Source organism: Rhodococcus sp. NPDC057297, assembly GCF_042667435.1.
Taxonomy (GTDB): domain Bacteria; phylum Actinomycetota; class Actinomycetes; order Mycobacteriales; family Mycobacteriaceae; genus Rhodococcoides.
This window is the reverse complement of record NZ_JBHUZE010000003.1, coordinates 474,079-498,335: the sequence shown is the minus strand read 5'-3', so window position 1 is coordinate 498,335 and position 24,257 is coordinate 474,079. Positions and strand designations below refer to the sequence as shown.

23 protein-coding genes are annotated in these 24,257 nt (G+C 62.4%); 11 read left to right on the top strand and 12 right to left on the bottom strand.

Annotated features, from left to right (window positions below):
- Window positions 1–26: 26 nt before the first annotated feature.
- Genes ACFULT_RS12345 through ACFULT_RS12330 form a run of 4 tightly spaced genes read left to right on the top strand, consistent with a single transcriptional unit; the run spans window position 27 to window position 4,100 of the window.
- Window positions 27–1,034, top strand: coding sequence for an ABC transporter substrate-binding protein (locus ACFULT_RS12345; RefSeq protein WP_378481685.1), 1,008 nt, complete (start codon window positions 27–29; stop codon window positions 1,032–1,034).
- Window positions 1,034–1,948 (top strand): ABC transporter permease, encoded by a 915-nt coding sequence (locus ACFULT_RS12340; RefSeq protein WP_378481590.1) that lies wholly within the window; start codon window positions 1,034–1,036, stop codon window positions 1,946–1,948. Before ACFULT_RS12345 ends, ACFULT_RS12340 begins: the two co-directional genes overlap by 1 nt.
- Window positions 1,924–2,679 carry an ABC transporter ATP-binding protein gene (locus ACFULT_RS12335; protein WP_230621063.1) on the top strand — a complete coding sequence of 252 codons (756 nt, stop codon included), beginning with the start codon at window positions 1,924–1,926 and terminating at the stop codon, window positions 2,677–2,679. Before ACFULT_RS12340 ends, ACFULT_RS12335 begins: the two co-directional genes overlap by 25 nt.
- On the top strand, window positions 2,676–4,100 hold the full coding sequence (locus ACFULT_RS12330) for an LLM class flavin-dependent oxidoreductase (protein WP_378481589.1): 1,425 nt from the start codon (window positions 2,676–2,678) through the stop codon (window positions 4,098–4,100). The genes ACFULT_RS12335 and ACFULT_RS12330 overlap by 4 nt, the downstream gene beginning before the upstream one ends.
- Here the strand turns inward: ACFULT_RS12330 and ACFULT_RS12325 are convergent.
- From ACFULT_RS12325 to ACFULT_RS12305, 5 genes are all read right to left on the bottom strand, one after another.
- Window positions 4,003–4,944, bottom strand: a complete 942-nt coding sequence (locus ACFULT_RS12325; protein ID WP_378481588.1) for an NADP-dependent oxidoreductase — start codon at window positions 4,942–4,944, stop codon at window positions 4,003–4,005. The two genes, ACFULT_RS12330 and ACFULT_RS12325, sit on opposite strands and share 98 nt — an antisense overlap.
- Before the next feature lie 95 nt (window positions 4,945–5,039).
- A complete protein-coding gene (locus ACFULT_RS12320; protein ID WP_378481587.1) occupies window positions 5,040–5,360 on the bottom strand; it encodes a DUF202 domain-containing protein in 321 nt (106 codons plus the stop codon).
- Window positions 5,357–5,740: a YidH family protein gene (locus ACFULT_RS12315; protein ID WP_378481586.1), complete on the bottom strand. Its 384-nt coding sequence runs from the start codon at window positions 5,738–5,740 to the stop codon at window positions 5,357–5,359. Before ACFULT_RS12315 ends, ACFULT_RS12320 begins: the two co-directional genes overlap by 4 nt.
- Before the next feature lie 26 nt (window positions 5,741–5,766).
- Window positions 5,767–6,960, bottom strand: a complete 1,194-nt coding sequence (locus ACFULT_RS12310) for an acyl-CoA dehydrogenase family protein (protein ID WP_378481585.1) — start codon at window positions 6,958–6,960, stop codon at window positions 5,767–5,769.
- Window positions 6,957–8,174, bottom strand: a complete 1,218-nt coding sequence (locus tag ACFULT_RS12305) for a CaiB/BaiF CoA transferase family protein (protein ID WP_378481584.1) — start codon at window positions 8,172–8,174, stop codon at window positions 6,957–6,959. The genes ACFULT_RS12310 and ACFULT_RS12305 overlap by 4 nt, the downstream gene beginning before the upstream one ends.
- Before the next feature lie 169 nt (window positions 8,175–8,343).
- Here ACFULT_RS12305 and ACFULT_RS12300 point away from each other — a divergent pair, with 169 nt between their 5' ends.
- Window positions 8,344–9,120 (top strand): SDR family NAD(P)-dependent oxidoreductase, encoded by a 777-nt coding sequence (locus ACFULT_RS12300; RefSeq protein WP_378481583.1) that lies wholly within the window; start codon window positions 8,344–8,346, stop codon window positions 9,118–9,120.
- Between the two features lie 86 nt (window positions 9,121–9,206).
- On the opposite strand, the gene ACFULT_RS12295 is transcribed toward ACFULT_RS12300, so the two are convergent.
- The 5 genes from ACFULT_RS12295 to ACFULT_RS12275 are packed head-to-tail and all read right to left on the bottom strand — an operon-like array spanning window position 9,207 to window position 15,758.
- Window positions 9,207–10,796, bottom strand: coding sequence for an NAD-dependent succinate-semialdehyde dehydrogenase (locus tag ACFULT_RS12295; protein ID WP_378481582.1), 1,590 nt, complete (start codon window positions 10,794–10,796; stop codon window positions 9,207–9,209).
- Complete coding sequence (locus ACFULT_RS12290; protein ID WP_378481581.1) at window positions 10,793–12,832, bottom strand: acetate--CoA ligase family protein; 2,040 nt, start codon at window positions 12,830–12,832, stop codon at window positions 10,793–10,795. Before ACFULT_RS12290 ends, ACFULT_RS12295 begins: the two co-directional genes overlap by 4 nt.
- A 31-nt stretch (window positions 12,833–12,863) precedes the next feature.
- Complete coding sequence (locus ACFULT_RS12285) at window positions 12,864–13,685, bottom strand: enoyl-CoA hydratase/isomerase family protein (protein ID WP_378481580.1); 822 nt, start codon at window positions 13,683–13,685, stop codon at window positions 12,864–12,866.
- A 43-nt stretch (window positions 13,686–13,728) separates the two neighbouring features.
- Window positions 13,729–14,715 (bottom strand): 3,4-dihydroxy-2-butanone-4-phosphate synthase, encoded by a 987-nt coding sequence (locus ACFULT_RS12280; RefSeq protein ID WP_378481579.1) that lies wholly within the window; start codon window positions 14,713–14,715, stop codon window positions 13,729–13,731.
- A 23-nt stretch (window positions 14,716–14,738) separates the two neighbouring features.
- A complete protein-coding gene (locus ACFULT_RS12275; protein ID WP_378481578.1) occupies window positions 14,739–15,758 on the bottom strand; it encodes a phosphotriesterase in 1,020 nt (339 codons plus the stop codon).
- A 250-nt stretch (window positions 15,759–16,008) separates the two neighbouring features.
- On the opposite strand from ACFULT_RS12275, the gene ACFULT_RS12270 reads away from it, so the two are divergent.
- The 6 genes from ACFULT_RS12270 (at window position 16,009) to ACFULT_RS12245 (ending at window position 22,178) form a co-directional block, all read left to right on the top strand.
- Entirely contained in the window at window positions 16,009–17,061 is a 1,053-nt protein-coding gene (locus ACFULT_RS12270) for an LLM class flavin-dependent oxidoreductase (protein WP_378481577.1), read from the top strand.
- A gap of 60 nt (window positions 17,062–17,121) precedes the next feature.
- Window positions 17,122–17,838: a TetR/AcrR family transcriptional regulator gene (locus ACFULT_RS12265; RefSeq protein ID WP_378481576.1), complete on the top strand. Its 717-nt coding sequence runs from the start codon at window positions 17,122–17,124 to the stop codon at window positions 17,836–17,838.
- 4 nt (window positions 17,839–17,842) lie between these two features.
- A complete protein-coding gene (locus ACFULT_RS12260; protein WP_378481575.1) occupies window positions 17,843–19,075 on the top strand; it encodes an acyl-CoA dehydrogenase family protein in 1,233 nt (410 codons plus the stop codon).
- Window positions 19,076–19,086: 11 nt separating this feature from the next.
- Window positions 19,087–20,052, top strand: a complete 966-nt coding sequence (locus tag ACFULT_RS12255; protein ID WP_378481574.1) for a cyclase family protein — start codon at window positions 19,087–19,089, stop codon at window positions 20,050–20,052.
- Between the two features lie 50 nt (window positions 20,053–20,102).
- Window positions 20,103–20,636, top strand: a complete 534-nt coding sequence (locus tag ACFULT_RS12250) for a flavin reductase family protein (RefSeq protein WP_378481573.1) — start codon at window positions 20,103–20,105, stop codon at window positions 20,634–20,636.
- 234 nt (window positions 20,637–20,870) lie between these two features.
- Entirely contained in the window at window positions 20,871–22,178 is a 1,308-nt protein-coding gene (locus ACFULT_RS12245; protein WP_378481572.1) for an MFS transporter, read from the top strand.
- Window positions 22,179–22,300: 122 nt separating this feature from the next.
- On the opposite strand, the gene ACFULT_RS12240 is transcribed toward ACFULT_RS12245, so the two are convergent.
- Together ACFULT_RS12240 and ACFULT_RS12235 are read right to left on the bottom strand one after the other, a co-directional pair.
- The gene (locus ACFULT_RS12240) at window positions 22,301–23,095 is read right to left on the bottom strand and encodes an enoyl-CoA hydratase-related protein (RefSeq protein ID WP_378481571.1); all 795 of its coding nucleotides are present in this window, start codon (window positions 23,093–23,095) and stop codon (window positions 22,301–22,303) included.
- A gap of 93 nt (window positions 23,096–23,188) precedes the next feature.
- On the bottom strand, window positions 23,189–24,241 hold the full coding sequence (locus tag ACFULT_RS12235; RefSeq protein WP_378481570.1) for a LysR family transcriptional regulator: 1,053 nt from the start codon (window positions 24,239–24,241) through the stop codon (window positions 23,189–23,191).
- Window positions 24,242–24,257: the final 16 nt, after the last annotated feature.

The following is a 24,257-nucleotide window of genomic DNA, read 5'->3' as shown; positions in this document are numbered from 1 at the left end:
TCACCTCGTTTGTTCTCGCGGTCGGAATGGCCGCCGGCTGCGCGAGCAGCGACACTCCCGAGAACGCACTCGCGTCCGACGCAGCACTTCCGACCGAGATCCCGGCCGGCACCACGCTCGTGATCGCCGACCAGTCCGAGTTCCAGCAATCCGTCCTCCGCGCCTCGGGTGAGCTGGACAAGCTGCCGTTCGACTACGAGTTCGCGAACTTCGTCGGTGGCCCGGCCATTCTCGAAGCGTTCCGGGCAGGCGCAGCCGATACTGCGAGAGTGGGTGACACCCCACCGATTCAGGCGCTCATCGCAGGCCAGGACGTCCCGATCATCCACGCCACTCAATCCGAGCCGAACAACACCCGGTTGGCTGTGGCTGCGGATCGAGACATCACGACCCTGGCCGATCTGAAGGACAAGAAGATCGCCTACGCCGAGGGCACAGCGCAGCAGGCCATCGTGTTGCGCGCACTCGCCAAGGCCGGACTGAGCACCGACGACGTCGAGCTGGTCCGTCTGCAACTCTCGGAGTTTCCCGACGCCATCAGGACCGGCCAGGTGGACGTCGCTCCATTGAACGAGCCGAACCTGACTCGTTTTCTGAACAATCCGGGGACCACGCTGATCGACACGTCGGAGTCCGGCGGCACGTCCACGGGCCTGTCCTACCTCTACGCCCGTCGTGAGGCCATTCAGGATCCCGCCAAAGCCGCTGCGCTGCAGGCGTACATCGCCGGTTTCACGCGTGCCGTCCAGTGGGCCAACGAGCATCCCGACGAGTGGCTGCAGAAGTACTACGTCGAGGGCCAGGGTTTGACACCCGAGGACGGTCAGCGCATCGTCGACTCGCTCGGCGCGTACGCATTTCCCAAGCTGGACACTCTCGTGGAGCAGCAGCAGTCGACCATCGACGTCATCGACGACGCCGGCGAGCTACCCGAGTCCGTTCAGGCCTCGGACGGATTCGACCTCCGGTTCGGCGACGTCGGCGCCCGTACCGCCCTGGAAGTCGGCGGATCGTTCACCAGGAGTGAGAGCTGATGGCTATCGCAACCCCGGTAGGAGACAAGAGAAAATCCAGGACCACCAGTACCTCGAAGAACACGGGCACATCGAACAACACGGGCACATCGAACAACACGGCGTCGTCGACGGTTCTGCGACCCCGGAAGATCGCGCGTCGCAGGCTGGGTCCTGGTAAGGCCATTCCGTACGGTCTCGCGATCGGTCCACTCATCCTGGTCGTGGCCTGGATAGCCTCCTCGGCGGCAGGGATACTCGATCCTCAGACCTTGCCCGCACCGCTGACCATCGTCGAGGCCGCGCGAGACCTGATCGACGACGGCCGACTCCAGAGCAACCTGATCACTTCGCTGCAGAGGGCAGTGATCTCGCTCGTTCTCGGTGTGGCGATCGGTGTCGTACTCGCACTCGTGTCGGGTCTGTCGAGGCTCGGAGAATCGATCATCGACGGCCCGGTCCAGATCAAACGAGCGATCCCGACACTTGCGCTCATTCCGCTGTTCATCGTGTGGTTCGGCATCGGCGAGTCGATGAAGATCATCGTCATCACCACCAGCGTGCTGATCCCCGTCTACATCAACACCCATGCACAGTTGCGCAGTGTCGACAATCGTTACGTCGAACTCGCCGAGACGGTCGGTCTGTCCAGGTGGCAGTTCGTCCGGCGAATCGCCCTCCCGGGCGCGTTGCCTGGTTTCTTCACCGGACTTCGCATGGCCGTGACCATTTCATGGCTCGCCCTCGTCGTCGTCGAGCAAGTCAACGCCACCAGCGGTATCGGCTACCTGATGACCCAGGCGCGAACGTACGGACAGATCGACATCATCGTCGTCGGCCTGGTCGTCTACGCCATCTTCGGACTCGTGGGCGACTTCCTGGTCAGGCGAGTGGAAAGGAGAGCATTGTCATGGCGCCAGACACTGGGCGGGTAGGAACGGGCGGGGATCAGGCCGGTCGGGTGGTGAGTGCGAGGTCGTTGAGCCGGGGGTTCGGTGATCGGGTGGTGCTCGATGCCATCGATCTCGATATCGCACGCGGTGAGTTCGTGGCGCTGCTGGGACGCAGTGGGTCCGGCAAGAGCACGCTGCTCCGGGCGTTGGCGGAGTTGGACTACGACGTGCTCGGTTCGGGTGAACTCCAGGTGCCGGCGAATCGGTCCGTGGTGTTCCAGGATTCACGCCTGCTTCCGTGGTCCCGAGTGCTGGACAACGTGATCCTCGGTCTTCCCGGCCGCGATGCAGCGGAGCGAGGTCAGGCAGCGTTGGCCGAAGTCGGGTTGGCCGGCCGCGAGAAGGCCTGGCCCAAGGAGCTTTCCGGTGGCGAGCAGCAGCGCGTTGCACTGGCGCGTTCGTTGGTGCGTGAGCCCGAACTCCTGTTGGCGGACGAGCCGTTCGGTGCCCTCGATGCACTCACTCGAATCCGCATGCACGCTCTGTTGCGCGAGTTGTGCGCCAAGCACACGCCTGCAGTTCTGTTCATCACCCACGACGTCGACGAGGCTCTTCTGCTCGCAGATCGTGTACTCGTCCTTCAGGACGGTCGCATCGTCTCCGATCGGACAGTCGAACTCGACACGCCCCGTACACACAGTGATCCGAAGTTCGCCGCTCAGCGTGAAGATCTGCTGACCGCGCTCGGCGCTTTCGAGAAAGTGACGGCATGACAAGGCAATTGCACTTCAACGCTTTTCTGATGACGACCGGGCATCACGAGTCGTCCTGGCGTCTACCTCAGTCCGACCCGCTCGCCGGTGTCGACATCAAGCATTACCAGCGGCTCGCGCAGATCGCGGAACGGGGGAAGTTCGATTCGATCTTCTTCGCCGACAGCCCCCAGCTCGTCGCCGACGTCGGTCGTCGGCCGTCGGGATATCTCGAACCTCTTCAGATCCTGACCGCGGTGTCGACGGTCACCGAGCGAATCGGCCTCGTAGCCACAGCGACGACGAGCTACAACGAGCCGTACAACCTGGCCCGAGCGTTCGCGTCGCTCGATCACATCTCCGGTGGCCGCGCGGGATGGAACATCGTCACCACAGCGGGGCTCGATGCGGCCCAGAACTTCAATCTCGACGCGTTACCTGCGCACGGCGATCGGTATGCCCGAGCGGCCGAGTTCGTCGACGTCGCCCAGAAACTCTGGGACAGTTGGGACGACGACGCCGTCCTCGCGGACAAGGATGCCGGAGTGTGGGGTGACAACGACCGGGTTCGCACCGTCGACCATCGAGGTGACTACTTCACCGTGCGCGGCCCGTTGAACGTTCCGCGTCCGGTACAGGGATATCCGCTTCTGGTTCAGGCGGGTTCGTCCGACGACGGCAAGGTCCTCGCGTCGAAGTACGCCGAAGCGGTGTTCACCGCGCAGCAGACCATCGAGGACGCGAGGGCGTTCTACTCGGACCTCAAAGCGCGCACCATCGCCGTCGGCCGGGACCCGGACCACATCAAGATTCTGCCCGGTATCGTTCCGGTGATCGGTTCCACCGAGGCCGAGGCTCGCGCGCTCGACGCCGAACTGGACCGCCTCATCGTTCCGCAATACGCACTGCTGCAGCTCGCGAAAACGTTGAAGGTGGATCCGTCGGTGCTGTCGCTCGACGAGCAGCTACCGGAGAACCTGTTGGCGGAAGACGACATCGAGGAAGCCAAGAGTCGCTACACGCTGATCGTCGAGCTTGCGCGACGGGAGTCGCTCACCGTGCGCGAACTCATCGGCAGACTCGGCGGCGGGCGTGGACACCACACGTTCACCGGCACGCCCGAGCAAGTCGCCGACGCCATCGAAGAATGGTTCCTCGGCGGTGCAGCCGACGGCTTCAACATCATGCCGCCGGCATTGCCGTCGGGACTGGAGATCTTCGTCGACGAAGTAGTGCCCATTCTGCGGGCCCGTGGGCTGTTCCGCAGCGAGTACACCGGGACCACATTGCGCGAGCACTACGGTCTACCGCGTCCCGCGAATCGTTTTGCGACTGCGACGCCGCTCACGGGATCAACACGAATTTCCCGCGCGGGTGGCCGCCCGCAAGCTCTCGGTGTGCCTGCGCGGCGTCCGCGAGTGGAAACGTCTTCGCAACGGTAACGGTGAAGTCACCCGCGCCGGCGGAATTCACCAGATCCAGGCGAGCGGCCTTCCGTCGCTTCGCACTCTCCTGGTTTCCGCCACCGACGGATGCAAAGCCCTCCTCGGCGGCGCGCTCGAAAGCGGCGATGGTGACGATGCGCGCACGGTCGGGCACCAAGGCCAACGACACGTCGACAGCCTCGTCGGTCCCGACGGTGTCGATTGCCGCATCGACACCGTTCGGGGCGAGCGCCTTCACTCGGTCCAGCAGACCGTCGCCGTACTCGACGGGTTCGGCCCCCCACGCACGCAGAGCGTCGTGATTGACGGCGCGTGCGGTGCCGATGACGCGGGCGCCTCGCGCTGTCGCCTGCTGGACGACGATGGAGCCGACCCCTCCTGCTGCGCCGTGGACCAGGACCGTGTCACCGTTGCCGACACCGGTCACCTCGAGTGTGTCGTAGGACGTGCCTGCGACGACAAGTAGGCCTGCGGCGGCTTCCCAGCCGAGCGAGGCAGGTTTGGGAAGCACCGCATCGGCTGGCACCAGCACCGTCTCGGCGTACGCACTCGTCGCGCCGGACACGATGACCTCGTCGCCGACGGAGACGGGTCCGCCCGGGCCTTCTGCCGCGGCGCCGACGGCACGGACGATGCCGCTGGCTTCGCTTCCGAGGTGGAGGGGAAGCGTGCTCTCGTCGGACCCGAAAGCTCCGCTGTAGAGCTTGTAGTCGAACGGGTTGACCCCGATGGCCTTGACCTCGACGAGCACTTGACCGGCCGCAGGCTTGGCCAGTGCCTCGTCGACGATCTCCACGACCTCGGGTCCACCGAATGCTGTTGCCACCGCTACTCGTGTCATGCCCACCCTCAACATTCGTCCACCGCGCATTGTTCCTCGGACAACCTACGTCCGCGTGGCCCGAACATCCGTCGACTCGATCGGGTCGGGCTCCGTCAACCGAGAAGCAACCACGCACAGCTCGCACCCAGCAGCAGGACGCCGGCAGCCAGAAGCGCACCGACTACAAGTGCCGGATGAGCGTGTTCCTCCGCGAATCGTGCCGCTCGCACTGACCTCGAGCGATATTCACAGGTTGCCGCTGCGGCCACGAGGATCCCGGCGACGACAGGGCCGACGAGTGCAATCGCGTCGTGAGTCGGAAAGAAACGGAGGCAGAGGATGGTCACCCCGAACATCGACAAACAGGTCCGAACGAAGGACAACGAAGTACGTTCGAGTTGCAGGCCGGTGTCCTGCACTCCGAGCTTCGTCATTGCACTATTTCTACGATCAGAACCAATGCGCACACGACGAGGACCACGCCGACGACAGGTGCCATCCACGGCATCGGCAGACTACGACCGAGACGTAGTGCGCGCTCTGCTCGAATCCAGTGAACGAACGCAACTGTTGCTGTCACTGCACCGGTGAGGAGGAGCAGAGCGGCCAAAGCGATCCGGACCGACGAGGCGAGTACATCTCCGCCGAAGGCCTCCACTCCAAGACCCGATGCGATGAATGCGGTGCTCGTTCGCATCCAGGCCAAGAAGGTGCGTTCGTTGGCGAGAGTGAAGCGTGGGTCGGGATCGACCCCCGAACGTAACCACGTCCAGAGTGCACGCGTTCGAACAGTCCCCGTCTCACTTCGATTCATCGACTACTACTCTCTGCTTCCGCGAATCAGACCCGATAGGAGTCCGGCAGCGTTCCGTCCGAACGAACTTGCTTGGTCATGGCCCGGGCGAGGTTCCGTTCGTGAATCGGTGATGATCCTTCGTAGATTCGCAGTGCGCGAACATCGCGCCACATTCGCGGAATCGGGTGCGGACCGACGATGCCTTCACCGCCGAGTAGTTGAACGCACCTGTCAGCGACTCGACTGGCCATTTCCGAGCTGTACAGCTTTGCCGCGGCGATGCGATGACGCGGAATCTCGCCGGCATCGAAAGCACGCGCACTTTCCATCGTCAGCGCACGCCCGGCCTCGAGTTCGGCAAAGCTGGCTCCGAGAGATGCCTGGACAGCACCGAGGTCGGCCAGCGGGGCACCGAACTGGTTGCGTCCGTTCACATGCGACGACGCTTCTTCCAACATCCGTGTCGCCTGGCCGACGCAGGTCGCCGCGACGTGTAGCCGTGCATGGTTGATTCCGCGCAAAGCCATTGTGAGCCCGGCTCCTTCGACGCCTCCGAGGAGGTTCCGCGCAGGCACTTCCACTCGGTCGAAATGGATCTCCCCTACCGGGGCTTCGGCGTGTCCGTTCATGATCGTGGGCAGGACGGTACGCACGCCCGGCGAATCAGCATCGACCAGAAGTGCTGATACTCCTCCTGCTCCGTCGTCGGATTCGTCCGTTCGTGCGAAGACAAGGAACGCATCGGCCCATGCCGCGTTCGTTATGTAGCGCTTGCTTCCGTCCAGAATGTACGTGTCCCCTGTGCGACGGGCTGTGCTACGCAGGTGTGCAGCGTCGGAACCTGCCTCCTCCTCTGTCAACGCGAAGGCGGTGATCAACTCACCTGCTGCCATCTTGGGCAGCATCCTCGTGCGCTGCTCCTCGGTACCGTGATCGAGAATTGCCTGCGAGCACAACCCGATCACTGTGGAAAAGCGAGACCGATAGACACACGACGCGCGCGTGAACTCGAGTGTGAGCTGAACTTGCTGTTCCATCGACCATTCGAGACCGCCGTACGAGCGCGGTATGGAAATTCCGAAAAGACCGAGTGCCGCCATCCGATCCACGATCCGAGAGGGAACCTCACCCGCCTCCACCATCTCGTTCTCGGATGGAATCAGTTCGTTCGCGGTGAAGTCGGCGATTACCTCGAGATAGGTAGGGAAATCGTAGTCCAGTACTTCCGGAGCAATCAACGGGACACCTTTCGTGCGTAACGGTCGGCTGTAGAGGTTCCGACGATGTGGTCGGCAAGCAATTGGTCCACTTCGGTCTCGGTGTATCCGAGTTCGGACAGAACATCCGAGGTGTGCTGCCCCGTTTCCGGTGCAGCTGTCGACTCCGTGCGCCGCCGCCCGTCGACCGTGAATGCCAGTCCTGGACTCGTGAATGCCGAACCACTCTGTCCCCGAACGTCCACGAGCACACCCGACGCCATCACATCCTTGTCCTCGGCCAATCCGTGCAGAGAACGTATTGCCCCACACACGATCCCGGCGGATACGAGTGCGTCGACCGCCTGGTCTCGTGTCATCGTGCCGAAGGCCTCCGACAGTGTGGACATGAGCTCGGCGCGGTGCGCGACACGCGCCGGATTGTCCACGAAACGTGGATCGGCAATCATGTCCTCGCGGCCGATGAGACGGCACAGTGCCGACCACTTGTCGTCGGTGTATGCCGACAGCACGATCTGACCGTCGATCAGATTCACGACATCGGCGGCGGGCGCTGCGTGCGCCTGCCCATTGCCCTTACGCTTCGGAGCCTCCCCCGTCAGCGTGTACTCCCCCCAGTTGGACGCCTGCATCGCGAGTGTCGCTTCGAGGAGCGAAGTTTGGACGTGCGCACCACGACCAGTGGTGGATCGTCGATAGAGCGCCGCAAGGATCCCCGTCGCAAGAGCATTGGCCGCAGTGACGTCGGCGACGGGCAGACCCAGCCGCTGAGGATCTCCGTCCGCCTCGCCCGTGACGTGCATCAGCCCGAACTCTGCCTGTGCGGCGATGTCGAGGCCCGGCCGACTGCTCGACGGCCCGTCTGCCCCGAACCCGGTCACGCTCCCGTGGACCAGTCTCGGATAGCGGCGCGTCAGCTCGTCGGGACCGATGCCCAACCTCTCGGCAGACCCGGTGCGGAAATTCTGAACCAGGACATCGCTTTCCGCCAGCAACCGATGAAGGATCTCTCGGGCCTTCTCCTGACGCAGATCCAGTGCGATGCTCCGCTTGTCCCTGTTGTATGCCTGCAACATCGAGTCGCCGAACATTCCTATACTTCGGGCCTGTTCACCGCGCAAACTTTCGACCTTGAGCACATCTGCACCCAGGTCTGCGAGAGTCTGACAGGCGCTCGGTCCTGCGATGTACTGGCCGAGATCGAGTACCCGGATACCTGCTAGAGGCTCACTCATTCTGCCCTCTGTCCCTCGCGCTGAGCAATTGCGGATGCGTTGCCGTCATTGACAATGACGCACACGTCATGTTTGAGTCAAGTCCACACCGGTCCACGTCAGGGAGAAACCGCATGTTCCCACTCGGATTGATCGCCAACGCATTTCAGCGAACTGCTACAGGGTTGCGATGACGACCCCTCAGGCAAGGGTGGCGGTGGTGACCGGTGCAGCCTCGGGAATCGGTGCCGCGATCGCAGACCAACTCATCGCGGCCGGTGTGCACGTCGCGCTGCTCGACAAGAACGTCCCGGCGTCGCCTGCTGCAGTCCGCCGTTCCGACGTCAGCGGACACGGCGACGCGATGCTGGTGCCATGCGACGTCCGGGACGACCTGGGCGTGGCCTCGGCGATCGATCGCGTCGGTACGTGGCGAAACCGCATCGACGTAGTGGTCAATGCGGCGGGCGTGCTGGTGCGGTCGGACATCGCGGCCACGACACCGCAGACCTGGCAGGATGTGCTCGACATCAACCTGACCGGCACGTTTCGGGTCGTGCAAGCGACGCTCCCGTACCTCGTCGACCCGGCGACCGCAGGGACGAAGAGGCTCATCAACATCGGATCGGGCGCTGCCGACCGTGGGTACGCCTATCCCGCATACACCGCGTCGAAGGGCGGCGTCGTGGCAATGACGCGACAGATGGCTGCCGAGTTGGCGCCTCACGGTGTGACGGTGAACGCCATCAATCCCGGATTCGTCAGAACGGCCATCAACGACGATGCCTGGTCCGACAGCGAAGTCCGGACCCGGTGGGAAAAAACCATCCCTTTGGGACGAATGGGCCGCGCCGAAGAAGTCGCAGCCGTGGCATGCTTCCTGGCATCCCCATCTGCGAGTTACGTGACAGGGCAGACAATTGCGGTGGACGGCGGACGTGGATCCAGTGCCGCTACTCCCGTGTGACGAAGCATCATCTGGTCGAAGCGCTGAATCGGCGGCGGCTCCGCAAGATGTGAGCCGCCGCCGAGGCCGACGGACTACGTGCCGCTTCAGCTCATTCCACCGACGCAGATGTATTTCAGCTCCGTGTAGTCCACGATTCCGTGGCGCGAGCCCTCGCGCCCGAAACCGGAGGCCTTGATACCTCCGAAAGGCGCCACTGCCGTCGCGAGGGCAGCCTCGTTCACACCGACCATTCCATACTCGAGAGCCTCGGCCATCAGCCATCCGCGGCGGTAGTTCTCGGTGTAAATGTAGGCCGCGAGACCATGTTCGGTCGCATTCGCCAACCGAACGACCTCGTCGACCGTATCGAAGCGGTACACCGGTGCGACCGGTCCGAAGATCTCGGTGGAACCCAGCGACGTCGTATCGGCGAGGTCAGCCACCACGGTGGGCTCGAAATACAAGCCGCCCTGAGGATGACGAGAGCCGCCGGTCACCACCCGCGCTCCCGAGCCGACAGCGTCGGCAAGCAGACTCTCGACCTTGGCGATGGCTTCGTCACCGATCAGCGGTCCGACCTCCGTGGCGGGCGCGAGCCCGTGGCCGACCTTCATTTGTGCGGCCCGGGCAGCCAGACGATCGACGAACTGCTCGTAGATACCGCTCTGGACGTAGATGCGATTCGCGGATATACACGTCTGACCGGCGTTACGGAACTTCGTTGCGACGGCGCCGTCGACCGCGAGGTCGAGATCGGCGTCATCGAGAACGATGAACGGGGCGTTGCCGCCCAATTCCATCGAGACACGCTTCAGCGTGTCTGCGGACTCACGAATCAGATGTCTGCCGGTCTCCGTCGAACCGGTGAAGGTGAGCTTCCGCACCAGGTCACTGGCAACCAGTACTTCTCCGACGACGTCCGGTTCACCGGTGACGACGTTCAGAACTCCGGGAGGCAATCCTGCGAGGTCCGCTACATACCCCAGAATCAGCGCTGAAAGCGGTGTCAGCTCGGCCGGTTTGACGACTATCGTGCATCCCGCAGCAAGGGCAGGGGCAATCTTCCGCAAGATCATCGAGCTGGGAAAATTCCATGGCGTGATCGCTGCGACCACGCCGACCGGCTGCCGGATCACGACGATTCTACGGTCGGTGCGATCGGTAGGAATGACGTCTCCGTACGTCCGCTTCCCTTCTTCGGCGTAGAACTCCAGGAAGCCTGCACCGGATCGGATTTCGGCAACAGCCTCCGCAAGCGGTTTACCTTGTTCGCGTGTGAGCAGTCGAGCGAGGCTGTCCGTGTGGTCGAGCATCAGGTCATGCATGCGCATGAGGACTGCTGCGCGACCCGCAGCGGTCGTGTTGCGCCAGTCGTCCAGCGCGGATGCCGCGGCTTCCACAGCGCGCCTGGTCTCGGACCTTCCCAACGCCGGCACAGTCCCCACCAGTTCGCCATTGCCAGGATCGAGGACTGCGATGGTGTCCCCGGAGTCCGCTTCTATCCATTTCCCACCGACGTAACATCGGTCGGGAACGGGGAGCACCGACGCCGCCGTCTCCGAAACCGCCGTCTCCGAGTCGGCCGTCTCCGAGTCGGTAGTCTTCGAAACCGTCGTCTCCGAGACCGTTGTCCTGAACATCGTGTTCCCTTCGTCGGCGACTCCGCTTGCGCGCGTGTCCGCTCCGGTGGTCATTCGACCCTCGTGACGACGGCGTCGGCGGCCCAGCAGTCGGATGCGGCCACGATCAACGGGTTGATCTCCACCGTCTGATACTCGGCAAGCTCAGAATTCAGGAAGGACTCGCTCAAACGGTTCAGAGCTTCGATCGCGGCTTTGTGGCCGGTTATTCCGACCTTGTCGAGCAAGTGCTCGGCCTCTCCTGGACCGAGAGGAAGGAGGCGCGTGGTGGACCGGTTGGCGATCTCGGTGGACGTGCCGCCCAGACCGACGACGATGTAGCGACCCAGAACCGGGTCGGTGTTGAGACCGACCAGTATCTCGTTTCCGAAGACCATCTCTTCGACGAGGTAACCCTCGATCTCGTCGGCAGAGAGACCTGCTGCGACCACGTTCGACTCGATCTGTTCGATCGTCGCAGGAAGTTCGCCGACTTGACTGATTCCCAGTGCGACGCCGCCGATCCGCGACTTGTGGCTGATCGGAGCGATGACCTTCACAGCGAAAGGTGGCGTCAGATCTGCTGCCACGTGCGCAATGTCGTCGTCGGGCCCGGACCGTACCCCACGCACGACGGGAACTCCCGCTGCCTCTACGAGGATTCGCGAATCTGCCTCACTGAGTACCCGCGAGTCGGTCTCGCCGAGGGCTTTCGAGTCCGCGGCCTCTGCTCCACCGGACTCCGATACTGGAAACAGCTTGGCCAGAGCGGAGAAGGTCAGCCGAAGATTCTGTACGACTGCGACGTGCGGATGCCGGTGTCGATAGCCGTCGACCCATTCGGTCAGCGGCGCAGGGGCAATCGAGGTGAGGACGAACGGCATCTCATGCTCCGCCGACAACCGCGCAAGGTCGTTCCAGTTCCAGGTGTGCACCGATTCATGATCGGTCTCGGAGGGAAACTGAACACTCCACGGCAACAGGACCAACCCGGTGTTCGGGTCGGCGAACACCGTTCCGTTGATGCTCTCCTCTCCCTCCCGACGCTTGACGCCGATCACGTCGAGCGGATTGTCGATGAACGATCCTGGCCCTGCCAACGAACGAATCCGTTCCACGGTGGAGTCGGCGAACACCGTGAGATCGACCCCGTAGCGATCGGCAAGATCGCTGCACAGCGCGGCGGCTCCGCCGGATCCACCGAGGATCGACACTGTGCGTGGCCTGCCCGTCTTGACACCGAGCAGGTTCAGCGTCGCCAAACGCATCAGCTCGTCGACCCCGTCGGCTCGCAGCACGCCGTGTTGCCGAAACAACTCCGACAACACCGTGTCGGTACCGGAGATACTGGCGGTGTGGGACAGAACTGCACGGCGACCACGTTCGGACACACCGGACTTGATGACGATGATTTGTTTTCCCACTTCGCGGGCGCACTCGAAGGCGTGAACGAACGCCTGTAATTGCTGCTCGGAGACGCCTTCGATGTAGGCGCACACGACCTGAGTCGTAGAACGCCGCAAAGCCGACTCGATAGCTTCGGGTACGCCGAGCATCGTCCCGTTTCCAGTCGACGCGCAGAAGTCGACACCCAGGTTCTCTTCGGCAGCGGCCGCGATCAGCGCGGAAAGCAGAGCGCCGCTCTGCGAGACGATGGACACCGGACCCGACCGCGTATCCAACCACGCTGGTTCCGCGATGGCCGCAATCTTCTCGGTGAAGTCCACGAATCCAACACAATTCGGTCCCCACAGTCGCGTGTCCGTGCCGGTGACGATCTCGACCAATTCTGCCTGAAGTCGGTTGCCGACCTCGTCTCCGCGCTCACCGAACCCGTCGGACACGAGGACGATGTCACGCGTGCCCGCCTCCGTGAGTTGGCGGACCGCGTCGACACTGGCCTCCCGGCGGATGGCGACGATGGCAGCGCGAGGAGTGGACGGCAACGATGCAATATCGGGAACTGCATTGATTCCGGCGACGACCTGGTGGTTCGGTGTCACCGGTACCACGTCGACGTCGGGGTTCAACGTTCGCAGATTGTGGATCGCGCAGTTGGTCCAGAAATTTCGGGGTGAAGCACCGATGACGGCGATGACAGAGCGAGGCACAGCGATGAATCTCCTTGTTAGAAAATACGAATCAGTGAGTGAGCGAGCCGCCCTCGGCGTACCACGCAGTTGCTCGAGCAATCCCCAGATCGGCCAGGGCGGCGCCCATTCGACGGTTTCCTTCACTGGTATGGATGAGGGCATCCCACCCTGCGCAGTTGTCCAAGGTCTGCCGGAAGCCCTGTCGAACGAGAACATCGTTCGCCGCTCTCTTCTTGATCTCCAGCATGTCCAGAGGAGTCTTGGCGATGTCGGCAGCGAGTGCGCGTGCTTTGCCCAGTACCTCGGACTCGGGCACCGAGTAGTTCGCCCAGCCGCGGGCAGCCGCTTCCGGCCCCATCATGCCGCTACCGGCTGTGTAGGACAGCTCCTTCGCCTTTTTCGGGCCGATCGAGTACATCGCCATCGGACCGAGCATTCCACCGCCGATCGGAAGGACCGGCCATGCGATCCTCGTGTCGTCGCCCACTACGGCAAGATCGGAGCACGCGGGGATCAAGGTTGCCCCGCCCATGCAGTAACCGTGCACGCAGGCCACAACCGGTTTCGGAACGTCGAAGACGGCAGAGAAGGCTCCGATGTGCGAGCGCAACCGCACCCAGTCCTCATGTGCAGTTCGGTGCACGTAGCCGTTCTCCGCTGCGCGCGGTTTGCGGCTCACATCCCAGCCGACGCTGAATGCGCGACCTTCGCCGCGCACGATGATCACGGACACCCCCGCGTCCGCCCCCAGTTCGGCCAGAGCATCGCTGTACTCGCTGAACAGTCGATCGTCGAAGGCATTCAATTTGTCCGGGCGATCGAGGATCACCTCCGCGACCCTTCCTTCTCGCTCGATTCGAACTACGCTCATACTTTCTACCTCTCGGAATCCAACGATCAAGTGATACTTCGATTTACGTGTGCGGCGAATCCACTTCGACGCGAGCCCGCATGTCTGCCCGGGAGCCGAAGCCGGAGGACGAAGTCAGTGCGCGGCGGTACAACAGCACTCCCTCTCCACGATCGGCGATCGCCCGAGTGGCTTCGACGAGCCTTGCACGGCAGTGACACCCCTCGGCGTCGAAGACACTGTGCAGGCACTCGGTATGAATGTCGGGAGTTCCGTGGTGGGGGGCCGGGCCCAATACCAGGGCTGTCGTCTCGATGTCCCCGTCGTCCCACCGGGCGGCCTCGAAGACAGCTCCGTGCACGCGGATTTCGAATCGTTTCAGGTCGTCTCCACCGAAATCTCCGCACCGTAGACGGTAGGCCACCAGAGCCGACACCGTCACGATTTCACACCCATGCACTCGCGCCCAGTCCTCGATCTCAGGCAGACGGGCTGCCTCCGCCGGAAAGCGCTCGGACATCAGAGTTGCGCGCGCGGCTGCGAAACCTGCTCCCGCTAGCTGCACGAGGTCGCAGGAGGCTTCGGCGAGCGTCATCTCGGCGAACACACCGGCTTCGTGGGCACGATAAGTCACGACGTGACCCGGCCGTGTCAACTGCGATGCAACAGTGCCACTTTCACCCAGTAGCGCGATAGTACGGGATCTGTCGACGGCCGAGATGCCCGTCCCGACGCCGATCGCATCCACCGCTACGCCATGAGAGGTGGCACTTCCTCGTCCGGACACCATCGCGGGAATGTCGAGCCTGTCGGCCTCGGCCGCCGGAAGCGACACTTCGAGGAAACCGGAGGTGTGTCGCACGGCGAACGACACCATGTCCGGCGTGGCATCGCGTGCAGCGAATACCAGCTCACAGTCCGCGTGGGGATTGTGGTCGTCGACGAGCACCACAGCCCTGCCACTCCGCAGAGCGACCAGGGCGGGACCGACGGACGCACTACGTGCGTCCACGGTCTCGTCGGCCGTCCGGCCGGGTCGACTCGAAGTCATCGGTCGAGGCCCGCTCACGACGGTCACGAGCCGGCCACCGGTGCGGGCCGGGACAGCTGGCGGTCCCCGACCGACTGTGACCGTCCTGCCAAGATCGCACGAGGATTGTCGACGAGCATGATGTCGATGTCGCGCTGCGTGACCCCGGCGTCGAGCAGCGCAGGCAGAACATCCTCCGATATGTGCGTGAGCTTCCAGTTCGGCAAGTGCTGCGCGCGGTAGTCGTCGGGGAAGTTATGACTGTGACAGGACGCGTCGTGGGACAACACCATTCGTTCTGCGTAACCGCGACGCACCAGTTCGGCAACGGTTGCCACGCGCTTGTCGAAGGCGAGCTTGCTGTCCAGTCCGAAACGATCCATTCCAAGGTAGGAACCGTTGTCGAGCAGTCTCTGCAAATAGTCGAAATCGTCGGAATCACCACTGTGCCCGATGATCACCGCGCCGAGGTCGACTCCCTCCTCGACGAAGATCTTCTGCTGGTCCAATCCTCGCTGGGTGGACGCGTCGGTGTGCGTGGATATCGGAACGCCGGTCTCGAGGTGAGCCCGGGCCACCGACCGCAGTACGCGTTCGACGTCAGGCGTGACTCCGGGAGCGTCGGTGGCGCATTTGAGAATCCCCGCACGAATACCGGTGTCGCCGATACCCTCGGTGATGTCCCGAACGAACATCTCGACCATGGGCTCGTCTCCGCCGATCAACCGGCCGGGCCCCTTCAGCCGAAGATACGTCGGCAACTCGGTGAAGGTGTAGAAACCGGTAGCGGCAACGATCGTGACCGGAGACCTGTCGGCAACGGCACGAACACGGCGAATGTCTCGACCCAGGCCGAGCACGGTCAGATCGACGATCGTGTCGATCCCCGCTTCTTTCAGCGCCACGAGCTTGGCGATCGCGTCGGCCGTTCGGAGCTCGTCGTCCCACGTCCGAGGGTAGTTGACCTGGTACTCGTGGTTGATCACGAAGACATGCTCGTGCATGAGCACGCGCCCTAGATGCCGGCTGTCGATTTCGCCGGTCACGGTGTTGATATTTGCCATCGGTTTGAACATCTCCCTCGTCGAGGACAGCTTGATCGAGCGCACGGAAGCAGGCCGCATGGGCTGCTGGCAGCAGTGCTGAGCTGCGGCTACCGCATCTGCGGGCAACCTTGCACTCGTTGACAATGACGCGTGCGTCATGTTTAGTCAAGTGTGTCTTCGCCCCAAGATTCACAGGGGCATCCACACCCCACGATGTAGTGACTCGGCGCGGTCGAACACCTACCGGGCCGGGTCGGACAGGAGTCCGATGAGCACCATGACTACCCCCCACTACGGCATCTTCAGCTTGTCGAACGTGCCACCGTGGAATACACACAACGAAGTGGTACACAAGGCTCTCGAGCAGATCCAGCACGCCGACCGACTTGGATTCGAAGAAGCCTGGGTGGCCGAGCACAACGGCCGGCGTTACGGCATTCTCGCGTCCGCGCAGCTGTTGCTTGCCGCGGCCGCAGCCTCGACCACCCGAATTCGACTCGGATCGGGAGTGTCGCGTCTGCCGATGCATCATCCGCTCAGGCTCGCCGAGGACTACGCCTACGTGGACCAGCTCAGTGACGGACGATTGAACTTCGGAATCGGCAAGGCCTACGACCGCTTGGAGTTCCAGGCGTACGGAATCCCGGAATCCGAGCGCGACGAGCGCTACGAAGAAGTCTTCGACATCGTGATGCAAGCGTGGAAGACCGGCAAGGTGAAGTACAAGGGCAAGCATTACCAGGTGCCTGCCGAGGGCGAGGTCGCCGACGAAATCGAGCTGTTCCCCGAGGTCCTGCAGAAGCCGACGCCACCCGTCTTCGTGATGGTCTCGTCGAGCGAGGAGTCGCTTCGGTCAGCCGCGCAACGAGGCTTTTCCTTCGTACTGGGACAGCGCCCGTCGCGAGACGACGTGCGGCGCCTGGTCACGGTGTACCGCGAGGCCGCGCGGGAGGCGGGTCATTCCTTCGACACCATCGACGAGAACATCGCGCGCGCCGGACAACTCAAGGCAATCCACATCGCGGACACCTTCGAACAGGCCAAGAAGGAGTACGAGGAGGGCTACATGTGGTACGTGGGACTTCTGAGCAACCGCGCCAAAGTCGGCCTCGGCATCGACGAACTGACCTACGACGAGTACATCGAACGCAAGACACTGCTTCTCGGATCCCCCGACCAGATCGCCGAAGAGCTGGCTTCGTTCCACAGCTACACCGGACTCGGCGGAATGGTCGCATGGTTCGACGCGGGCAGCCAACCACAAGAGCAGGTCCTGCGATCGATGACCGCGTTCGCAGAGAAGGTACGCCCACAACTTTGAGACACAGCAGTGTGAGAGAAGTCGAGATCCCGGCCGAGCAAGACAAAGATGGGTGAAATGATGGCAACCAACACCTCGAGCGCCGCATCCTCGGACCACGCCTCGGCTCTGTCACAACCGACGACCGAGCCGCGCACCGCGCGCGGCCGCAAGACTCGAGAACGGTTACTCACTGCGGCGCGCATCGTGTTCGAGACCAAGGGATTCCTCGACACTCGCGTCTCCGACATATGCGGTGAGGCCAGTCTTGCCCAGGGCACCTTCTACATCTACTTTCAGACCAAAGAAGACATCTTCTACAACCTGGTGGATTCGGTTGTCGCAGACCGCTACCTCCTGACGTCCGTACCGGACGACTTCGATGGAACGGTTGCCGACAGATTCGCGTACACGCTGCGCCAGTACTTCATCGAGGTGCAACGCGCCAAGAAATTCAGCCGAATCGTCGAACAAGTAGCGACTTTCGACGAACACATGAGAGAAAGCCGCATGAAGATCCGGCGGGAGTTCAGCCGACGGATCCAACACGGTATCGAACGCCTACAGCGTCAGAGTGCCGCTGACCAGGACATCTCCGCCGAGCTCACTGCCGAGGCGATTGTCGCGATGATCAACAACTTCGCCTACATCAATCTCGTCCTGGGCGAACGTGACGATCTCGACATCGATCAGGTCGTCTCCACACTCACCAACATCTGGGCACGGTCGATCGCCCTCGACGTCGAGAAGGCCACGGCAAACGAAGCGAATCGCACATTCAACACGAAAGCGAATTAGGTCAATGGATTTCACCATCTCCGACGAAGCCCGAGAAACCGCAGACGGCGTACTGGGCTTCATACGACGGTACGTAGAACCCATCGAGAAAGAGCATGCCGAACTGCTCGGGGACGAGCGTGCGCAGTACGACAATCGCGGATTGTTGATGCCGGACGTGCTCAAACTGAAAACTCAAGTACGCATGGCGGCGGCCGAGGCCGGTTTCTACACGATGTTCGGACACGAGGCTCTCGGCGGCGGTGGACTCGGTGAACTGTCACTCGTTCACATCCAGGAGGAGCTCAACCGAGTTTGTGGCCCGAGCCGAGTACTGATCCATGAAAACGTCATACCGTCCGTCTTCACCAACGGGCTCAGCCCTATCTTGCTCCAACTCGAGCAGAGCGTCCGCGACAAGTACGTTGCGGGCATAGCGTCCGGCGAGAAGACACTTTGTTTCGGCCTGTCGGAGTCGGGTGCGGGTTCGGACGTTCAACGCATCCGCACTCGGGCAGTCAGGGACGGCGACGAGTGGGTCATCAACGGTTCGAAACAGTGGATCAGCAACGCCCCCTACGCGGATTACTGCATTCTGTTCGCGGTGACCGACCCAGAACTGAACAGCCAGCGGCGCGGAGGGATCACCGCTTTCTTCGTGGACACCAGCAGCGAAGGATTCGACTGCAGCAGTGTGATTCCGATTCTCGGTCATGTCGGTTCACGGATAGGCATCGTGAATGTGGACAACCTCCGGGTCCCCCACGATCACATCATCGGTGAGGTCGACGAGGGCCTCAAACTCGCTCTACTCGGCATCAGCAAGGGACGCCTTTCCATGTCGGCGATGTGCGTCGGACTTGCCCGGTGGGCACTCGGCATGGCCGTGGACTACGCCCAGCAGCGGGAGACCTTCGGCAGCAAGATCGGCGAGCATCAAGCAATTCAGATCAAACTGGCGGAGATGGCAATGGACATCTACGCAAGCAAATCCGCCTTGGTTCGAACCGCCTGGCTGGTCGAGCAGAAACAGCGAGCGATCAAAGAGACGTCCATGACCAAGGCCATGTGTACCGAGATGCTCAGCAGGGTCACCGATACTGCAATGCAGGTGCACGGAGCGATGGGACTGACCAACGAACTCCGTCTCGAAGAGGCATGGCGCCATGCCCGTACCCTCCGCATTCCGGACGGTACCTCCGAGATCCAACGACGCACCATCGCCGGCCGGTTGCTCTCCGGCGATTCCGAGTTGTGATGAGCAGGATCATGCCTGCCGATTCCGCTCCGGTGAATTCCGATGCTCTACCTCGATACTCGGATTTACCTCGTATGGAAGACGTCGCAGCCAACCATGCCTGGGGTGTCTTCGGGACCGACGACGAACTGGGCACACTGAATCACATCGACGCGGCCGCGGTGCGTTGTGCGACGTCCCTCGTCCGCACCGGCGAGCGGGTAGGCCTGAGCCTTCCTCTGGATCAACCCGACCCCCCGCTGTTTCGACGAGAACCTTTCCAGCACACCATGAGGAACGTAGGGAGCATGTGGGACGACAGGCTCGACTCGTTCTTTCCTCAGGGCTCGACACAGTGGGACGGATTCCGGCATCACCGTGTACGTCAGCACGGGTTCTACGGTGGCGTGGTGGACGATCCGTCGGCCGGCAACGACCGGTTGAGCATCCACCATTGGGCTCGGGCAGGCATCCTCGGCCGTGGCGTGCTCCTGGACGTGGCCGCGTATCTCGCACCGGCGGGTTACGACCCGTTGACCGAGCGCTCGATCACGGCCGACGACCTGAAGGCGACCGCCGAGGCGCAGGGCGTCGAGATCCGATCGGGAGACATCCTGTGTGTCCGCACAGGATGGCTCGAGGCATACCGCACGTTGAGTTACAGCGACCGTGCGGCGATCTCCGCCCAGAGGAGTGGTCTCGAATCCACAGGACTTGCGGCCGACGAAGCAACCGCGGAGCTGTTGTGGAACTGGCGAATCTCAGCCGTCAGCGTGGACAATCCGGCCGTGGAGGTCACGCCAGGCGACCCGGCGACAGGCAGTCTGCACCGCAGACTCCTCGCCTTGCTGGGGATCCCGCTGGGCGAGTTGTTCGACTTCGAACAGGTGACCTCACGGCTTCGCGCTCGGCAGAACTGGGAGTTTCTGTTCGTGTCGGTACCTCTGTCCCTCGTCGGCGGACTGGGCTCGCCCGCCAACGCGGTTGCAGTCCTGTAGTCACTGCACGAATACCGATCTCGACCCTGAAGGCAACAGGAATGAACTCTATGACGACGTACGACAGCGGGGGCCCCTTCGGCACCTCGATCGACGCAAAGACTCTGCGCAACACTCTGGGCTCTTTCGGTTCCGGAGTGATCGTGGTGACGGCAGCCGGGGCCGAACCGCACGGAATGACGTGTCAATCGTTCGCGTCCTTGTCCCTCGAGCCACCCCTTGTGATGTTCGCCCCTTCACGAAATTCGCAGTCTTGGCCGCGAATTCGAGAGTCAGGCACGCTCGGGATCAACATTCTGGCCTCGGACCAGCAGTGGATCAGTGATCAATTCGCGCGATCGGGGACCGAAAAGTTCACCGGAATTCGTTGGAAGCCAAGCCCCTTGGGTGCTCCGATCCTCGACGGCGTGACCGCGTGGCTGGAATGCACGATCGTCGACGAACTCGACGGTGGCGACCACACGATCGTCATCGGAAGGGTCAATTCCGTCAAAAGCCATACACAGCGTGCCCCTTTGCTGTTTCATCGTGGGCAGTACCTTCGAACCGAGCGCGACGCCGAACTCCGAGTCATTGTTCCGTGACGTGAACCTCTCCGACCCAACGGATGTCGAACTCTCGTTGAGCACTACTTCCCCCATCCGATATGCCCGCGAGCACAGAGAATCCGATGTGACGAACATCGTTCTCCCCCATCTTCTTTCGATCGAATAGTCGCGGTGGATGTGTTTCCCACCACCGGTTCGCCGAACACGGCCGAACGATCGAGATGAATTCGTAGCTCTCGGACGTACACAATCCCAACCAAGGAGCAATCAATGCCGTCTCTGATGCAGACACGACGTGCATCCATCGCGAGTTCCATTGGCACGACGATCGAGTACTACGATTTCTTCATCTACGGGATCTCCGCCGCATTCGTCTTCAACAAGGTGTTCTTCTCCGCGCTCAGTCCGGCGGTGGCCACGATGGTGTCGTTCGGGACCTTCGCGATCGCCTTCGCAGCACGTCCTCTCGGAGCAATCGTCATCGGCCACTTCGGTGACCGCGTCGGTCGCAAGAAGATGCTGATCTTCACACTGATGGCAATGGGTATCGCGACCGCGATGATCGGCTTCCTGCCCACCTACGATCAGATCGGCGTCGCTGCTCCGATAATGCTCGTCGTACTTCGACTCGTCCAAGGGTTCGCGCTCGGCGGCGAGTACGGTGGTGCAGTTCTGATGGCGATGGAACACACACCGGAGGTCAAGCGCAGCTTCTACGGCAGTTGGGTCCAGGTCGGTGCACCCATCGGAACCATCCTCGCAAATTTCGTGTTCATGCTTCTGGCGTTCCTTCCCGACGCGGCCTTCCAGTCCTGGGGTTGGCGAATTCCTTTCTTCCTGAGCGTCGCACTGATCATCCTCGGATACTTCATCCGGAACTCGCTCCACGAAAGTCCTTCTTTCGAGAAGGTGCAGAACTCACAGCAGGTCGTTCGCAAGCCCATCGTCGAAGTGCTGCAGAATCATTGGGTGCCCGTCTTGAAGATCGCGGGTTCGAGTCTCGGTGGCGGAGTGATCTTCTATGTGCTTACCGTGTACGCACTGTCCCACGGAGAGGACCATCTCGGCTTCAGTCGATCGAACATGCTGGCGGCTGTCATTGCGATGCTCGGTCTGGCAATCCCACTCATGTTCGTCTCGGGTGCATTGGCGGACCGGTACGGGCGACGTAATATCAACGTGATCGGGCACATCGGGATCACCGCGCTTGTCCTTCCCTGGGCACTGTTCTTCGAAACCCGCGCTCTACCGTTGATGCTGGCAGGATACCTGTGCATCGCAGTTCCCTATTCGATGCTGCAGGGCACTTCCGGGGTGTTCTACGCAGAGGCCTTCCCCCCGGCGGTTCGGTACTCGGGAATCTCGCTCGGGTACACAGTGGGGATGGTGTTCGGCAGTTCCATCGCGCCGATGATCGCGACGTTCCTGTACGACCGAGTCGGTTCGCTCAACGCCATAGTCATCTACATGCTGGTCATCGGCGTCATCTCCACAGCGTCGGCGGCATCGATCAGGCCTGCGAAGGCAGTTGTGGCAGCAGCAACGACGGCAAAGGACGATCGCCAACTCGCGCCATAAGCGTGCCGCGGTCGAGCAGCGGGGTTCCGGGCGTCGGCCCCGCTCTTCGAGAAGAGAAGTCCGGTCGGTCGGGAGAACTTCCCGACCGACCGGACTCTTGTGTTCGACGTCCCCCACGATCCCTATCGACCGGAGAACATCGGTGGACGCTTCGCCAGGAATGCCGCGGCCGCCTCAGCGGCATCCTCCGTATGGAAACTATGGACCATACGGTCGACTTCGGTTGTGATGTAGTCACTCAACGAAGACGATTGGGCAAGTTGAAGATTCTGCTTCATGGCCCTCAGCGCGATCGGCGCCGACGCCGCGAGAGTACCGCTCAATTCTGCAGTGGCCTCGGCCAACGATGCCGGCGGCACGACCTGGCTGACAAGCCCGAGTTCCTGTGCGCGGGCCGCATCGAACTTGTGCGGCGTGAGGAACAGCTCGCGGGCGCGCGCTCCACCCAGTGTCCGAGTCAGGTACCAAATTCCGGCGAGATCGCCGGATAGTCCGGCAGAGAGGAATGCGGTGTTGAACACCGCCTTCTCGGACGCGATCCTGAAGTCGGCCGCGGCAGCCAGTGAAAGACCTGCACCTGCGCAGGCTCCCCCGATCGCGGCGACCGTCGGCTGCGGTAGACGAAAGAACTGTTCGACGATCCGGGACGCCCACTGAAGTCTGGCTGCGTCTTCCGAGACAGATATGCCACGAAGTAGTCGCTTCTCCGGCGCCGCAGCCAGGTCGGCCCCGACGCAGAACGACAACCCGGAACCGGTCAGCACTACTGCATGAACGGTCTGTGACGCTTCGAGTTCGTCGAGGATGGCGCCGAGTTCTTCGTACATCGAAATCGACAGCGCATTACGGCGTTCCGGATTGACAAGCGTGATCGTTGCGGTTGCTCCGGTGATCGAGCAATCGACTCGTGCCGACATCGAACCTCCTGTGTTCGGCCGAGTCGCTGTTCGCTCGGCGTTACTTCACATTGAAGGTGGCCGAACGGACCTACGTCCATGACACGAAACCGATCATTCCGACTGCAATCGCCTATCGGTCGCGTTCGATCCGTCACGCCGGTGCAGCAACGGCGACCGGGCCCGGAAGCCCTCCTGGTTGCGACGCTCCACAGCTTCAGCAGTGAGCACCGCAGATTCGACCGAGCCGTGTCCCTGCTTCATGTGACGATCGATTGCGGCTTCCCACTGCTGGACGAGCTTCTCCGATTTCGCCATGAATTCCGTTGCGGCCTCGGTCATCCGCCCCGGTCGGTGGATCACGCCGACCTCCCTGGAAGCCGCCGGGCCGATTTCCATGACCACCGCACCCCGTTGGTGAGCTTCGAGCGCAACTCGAAGCGGCAGTATTGCGGCACCGGCGCCGGAAAGAACCATCGGTACTACCGCACCACGTTGCGGAACCTCCACCGCTACGCGTGGCTCGACCCCATGACCACGGAGCATTCGCTCGATGTGATCACGATTGGCGGTTCGGCGCTCTCCCATTATCAGCGGTAGCTCACTCAACACTGCAATCGGAACCGGATCGGGCAGTTCGGACTCCGTTCCCGGAGGCAGAACCAGAACGAACGTCTGCGTCACCACTGGATGCCCGACGATGTCGCGTTGTGCTTGGGGAAGGGTGGTCACTCCTAGCTCGCACGCACCGGACTTGACCAACTCCACGACACCCGCGACGTCCTCTCGCTCCTCCACGCGAACGAACATGTCGGGGTATTCGACCCGGAACCGTGCCACCCAGACGGACAAAGGGTCGGTCGACATGTCCGAGAGCGCCGCGATGTCCACCCGTCCGCGTCTGAGGTCTCGGACGTCGCGAACAGCAGCATTCGCCGACTCGATGTCACGAAGGACTTGCCGCGCAGGGCCCACCAAGGCCTCCCCCGCCTGCGCGAGGACCAGTCCCCTACCGACCCGGTGAAACAATTCAGTGTCGAGCTCGCTCTCGAGTCTGCGTATCGACTGCGACAACGACGGCTGGGCGACGTGGAGAGCCAACGCAGCTCGGTTCACGCCACCGTTGTCGACGACTGCGAGAAAGTACTCCAGCTGCCGCACGTCCATGAGGGAAAGGTATCGC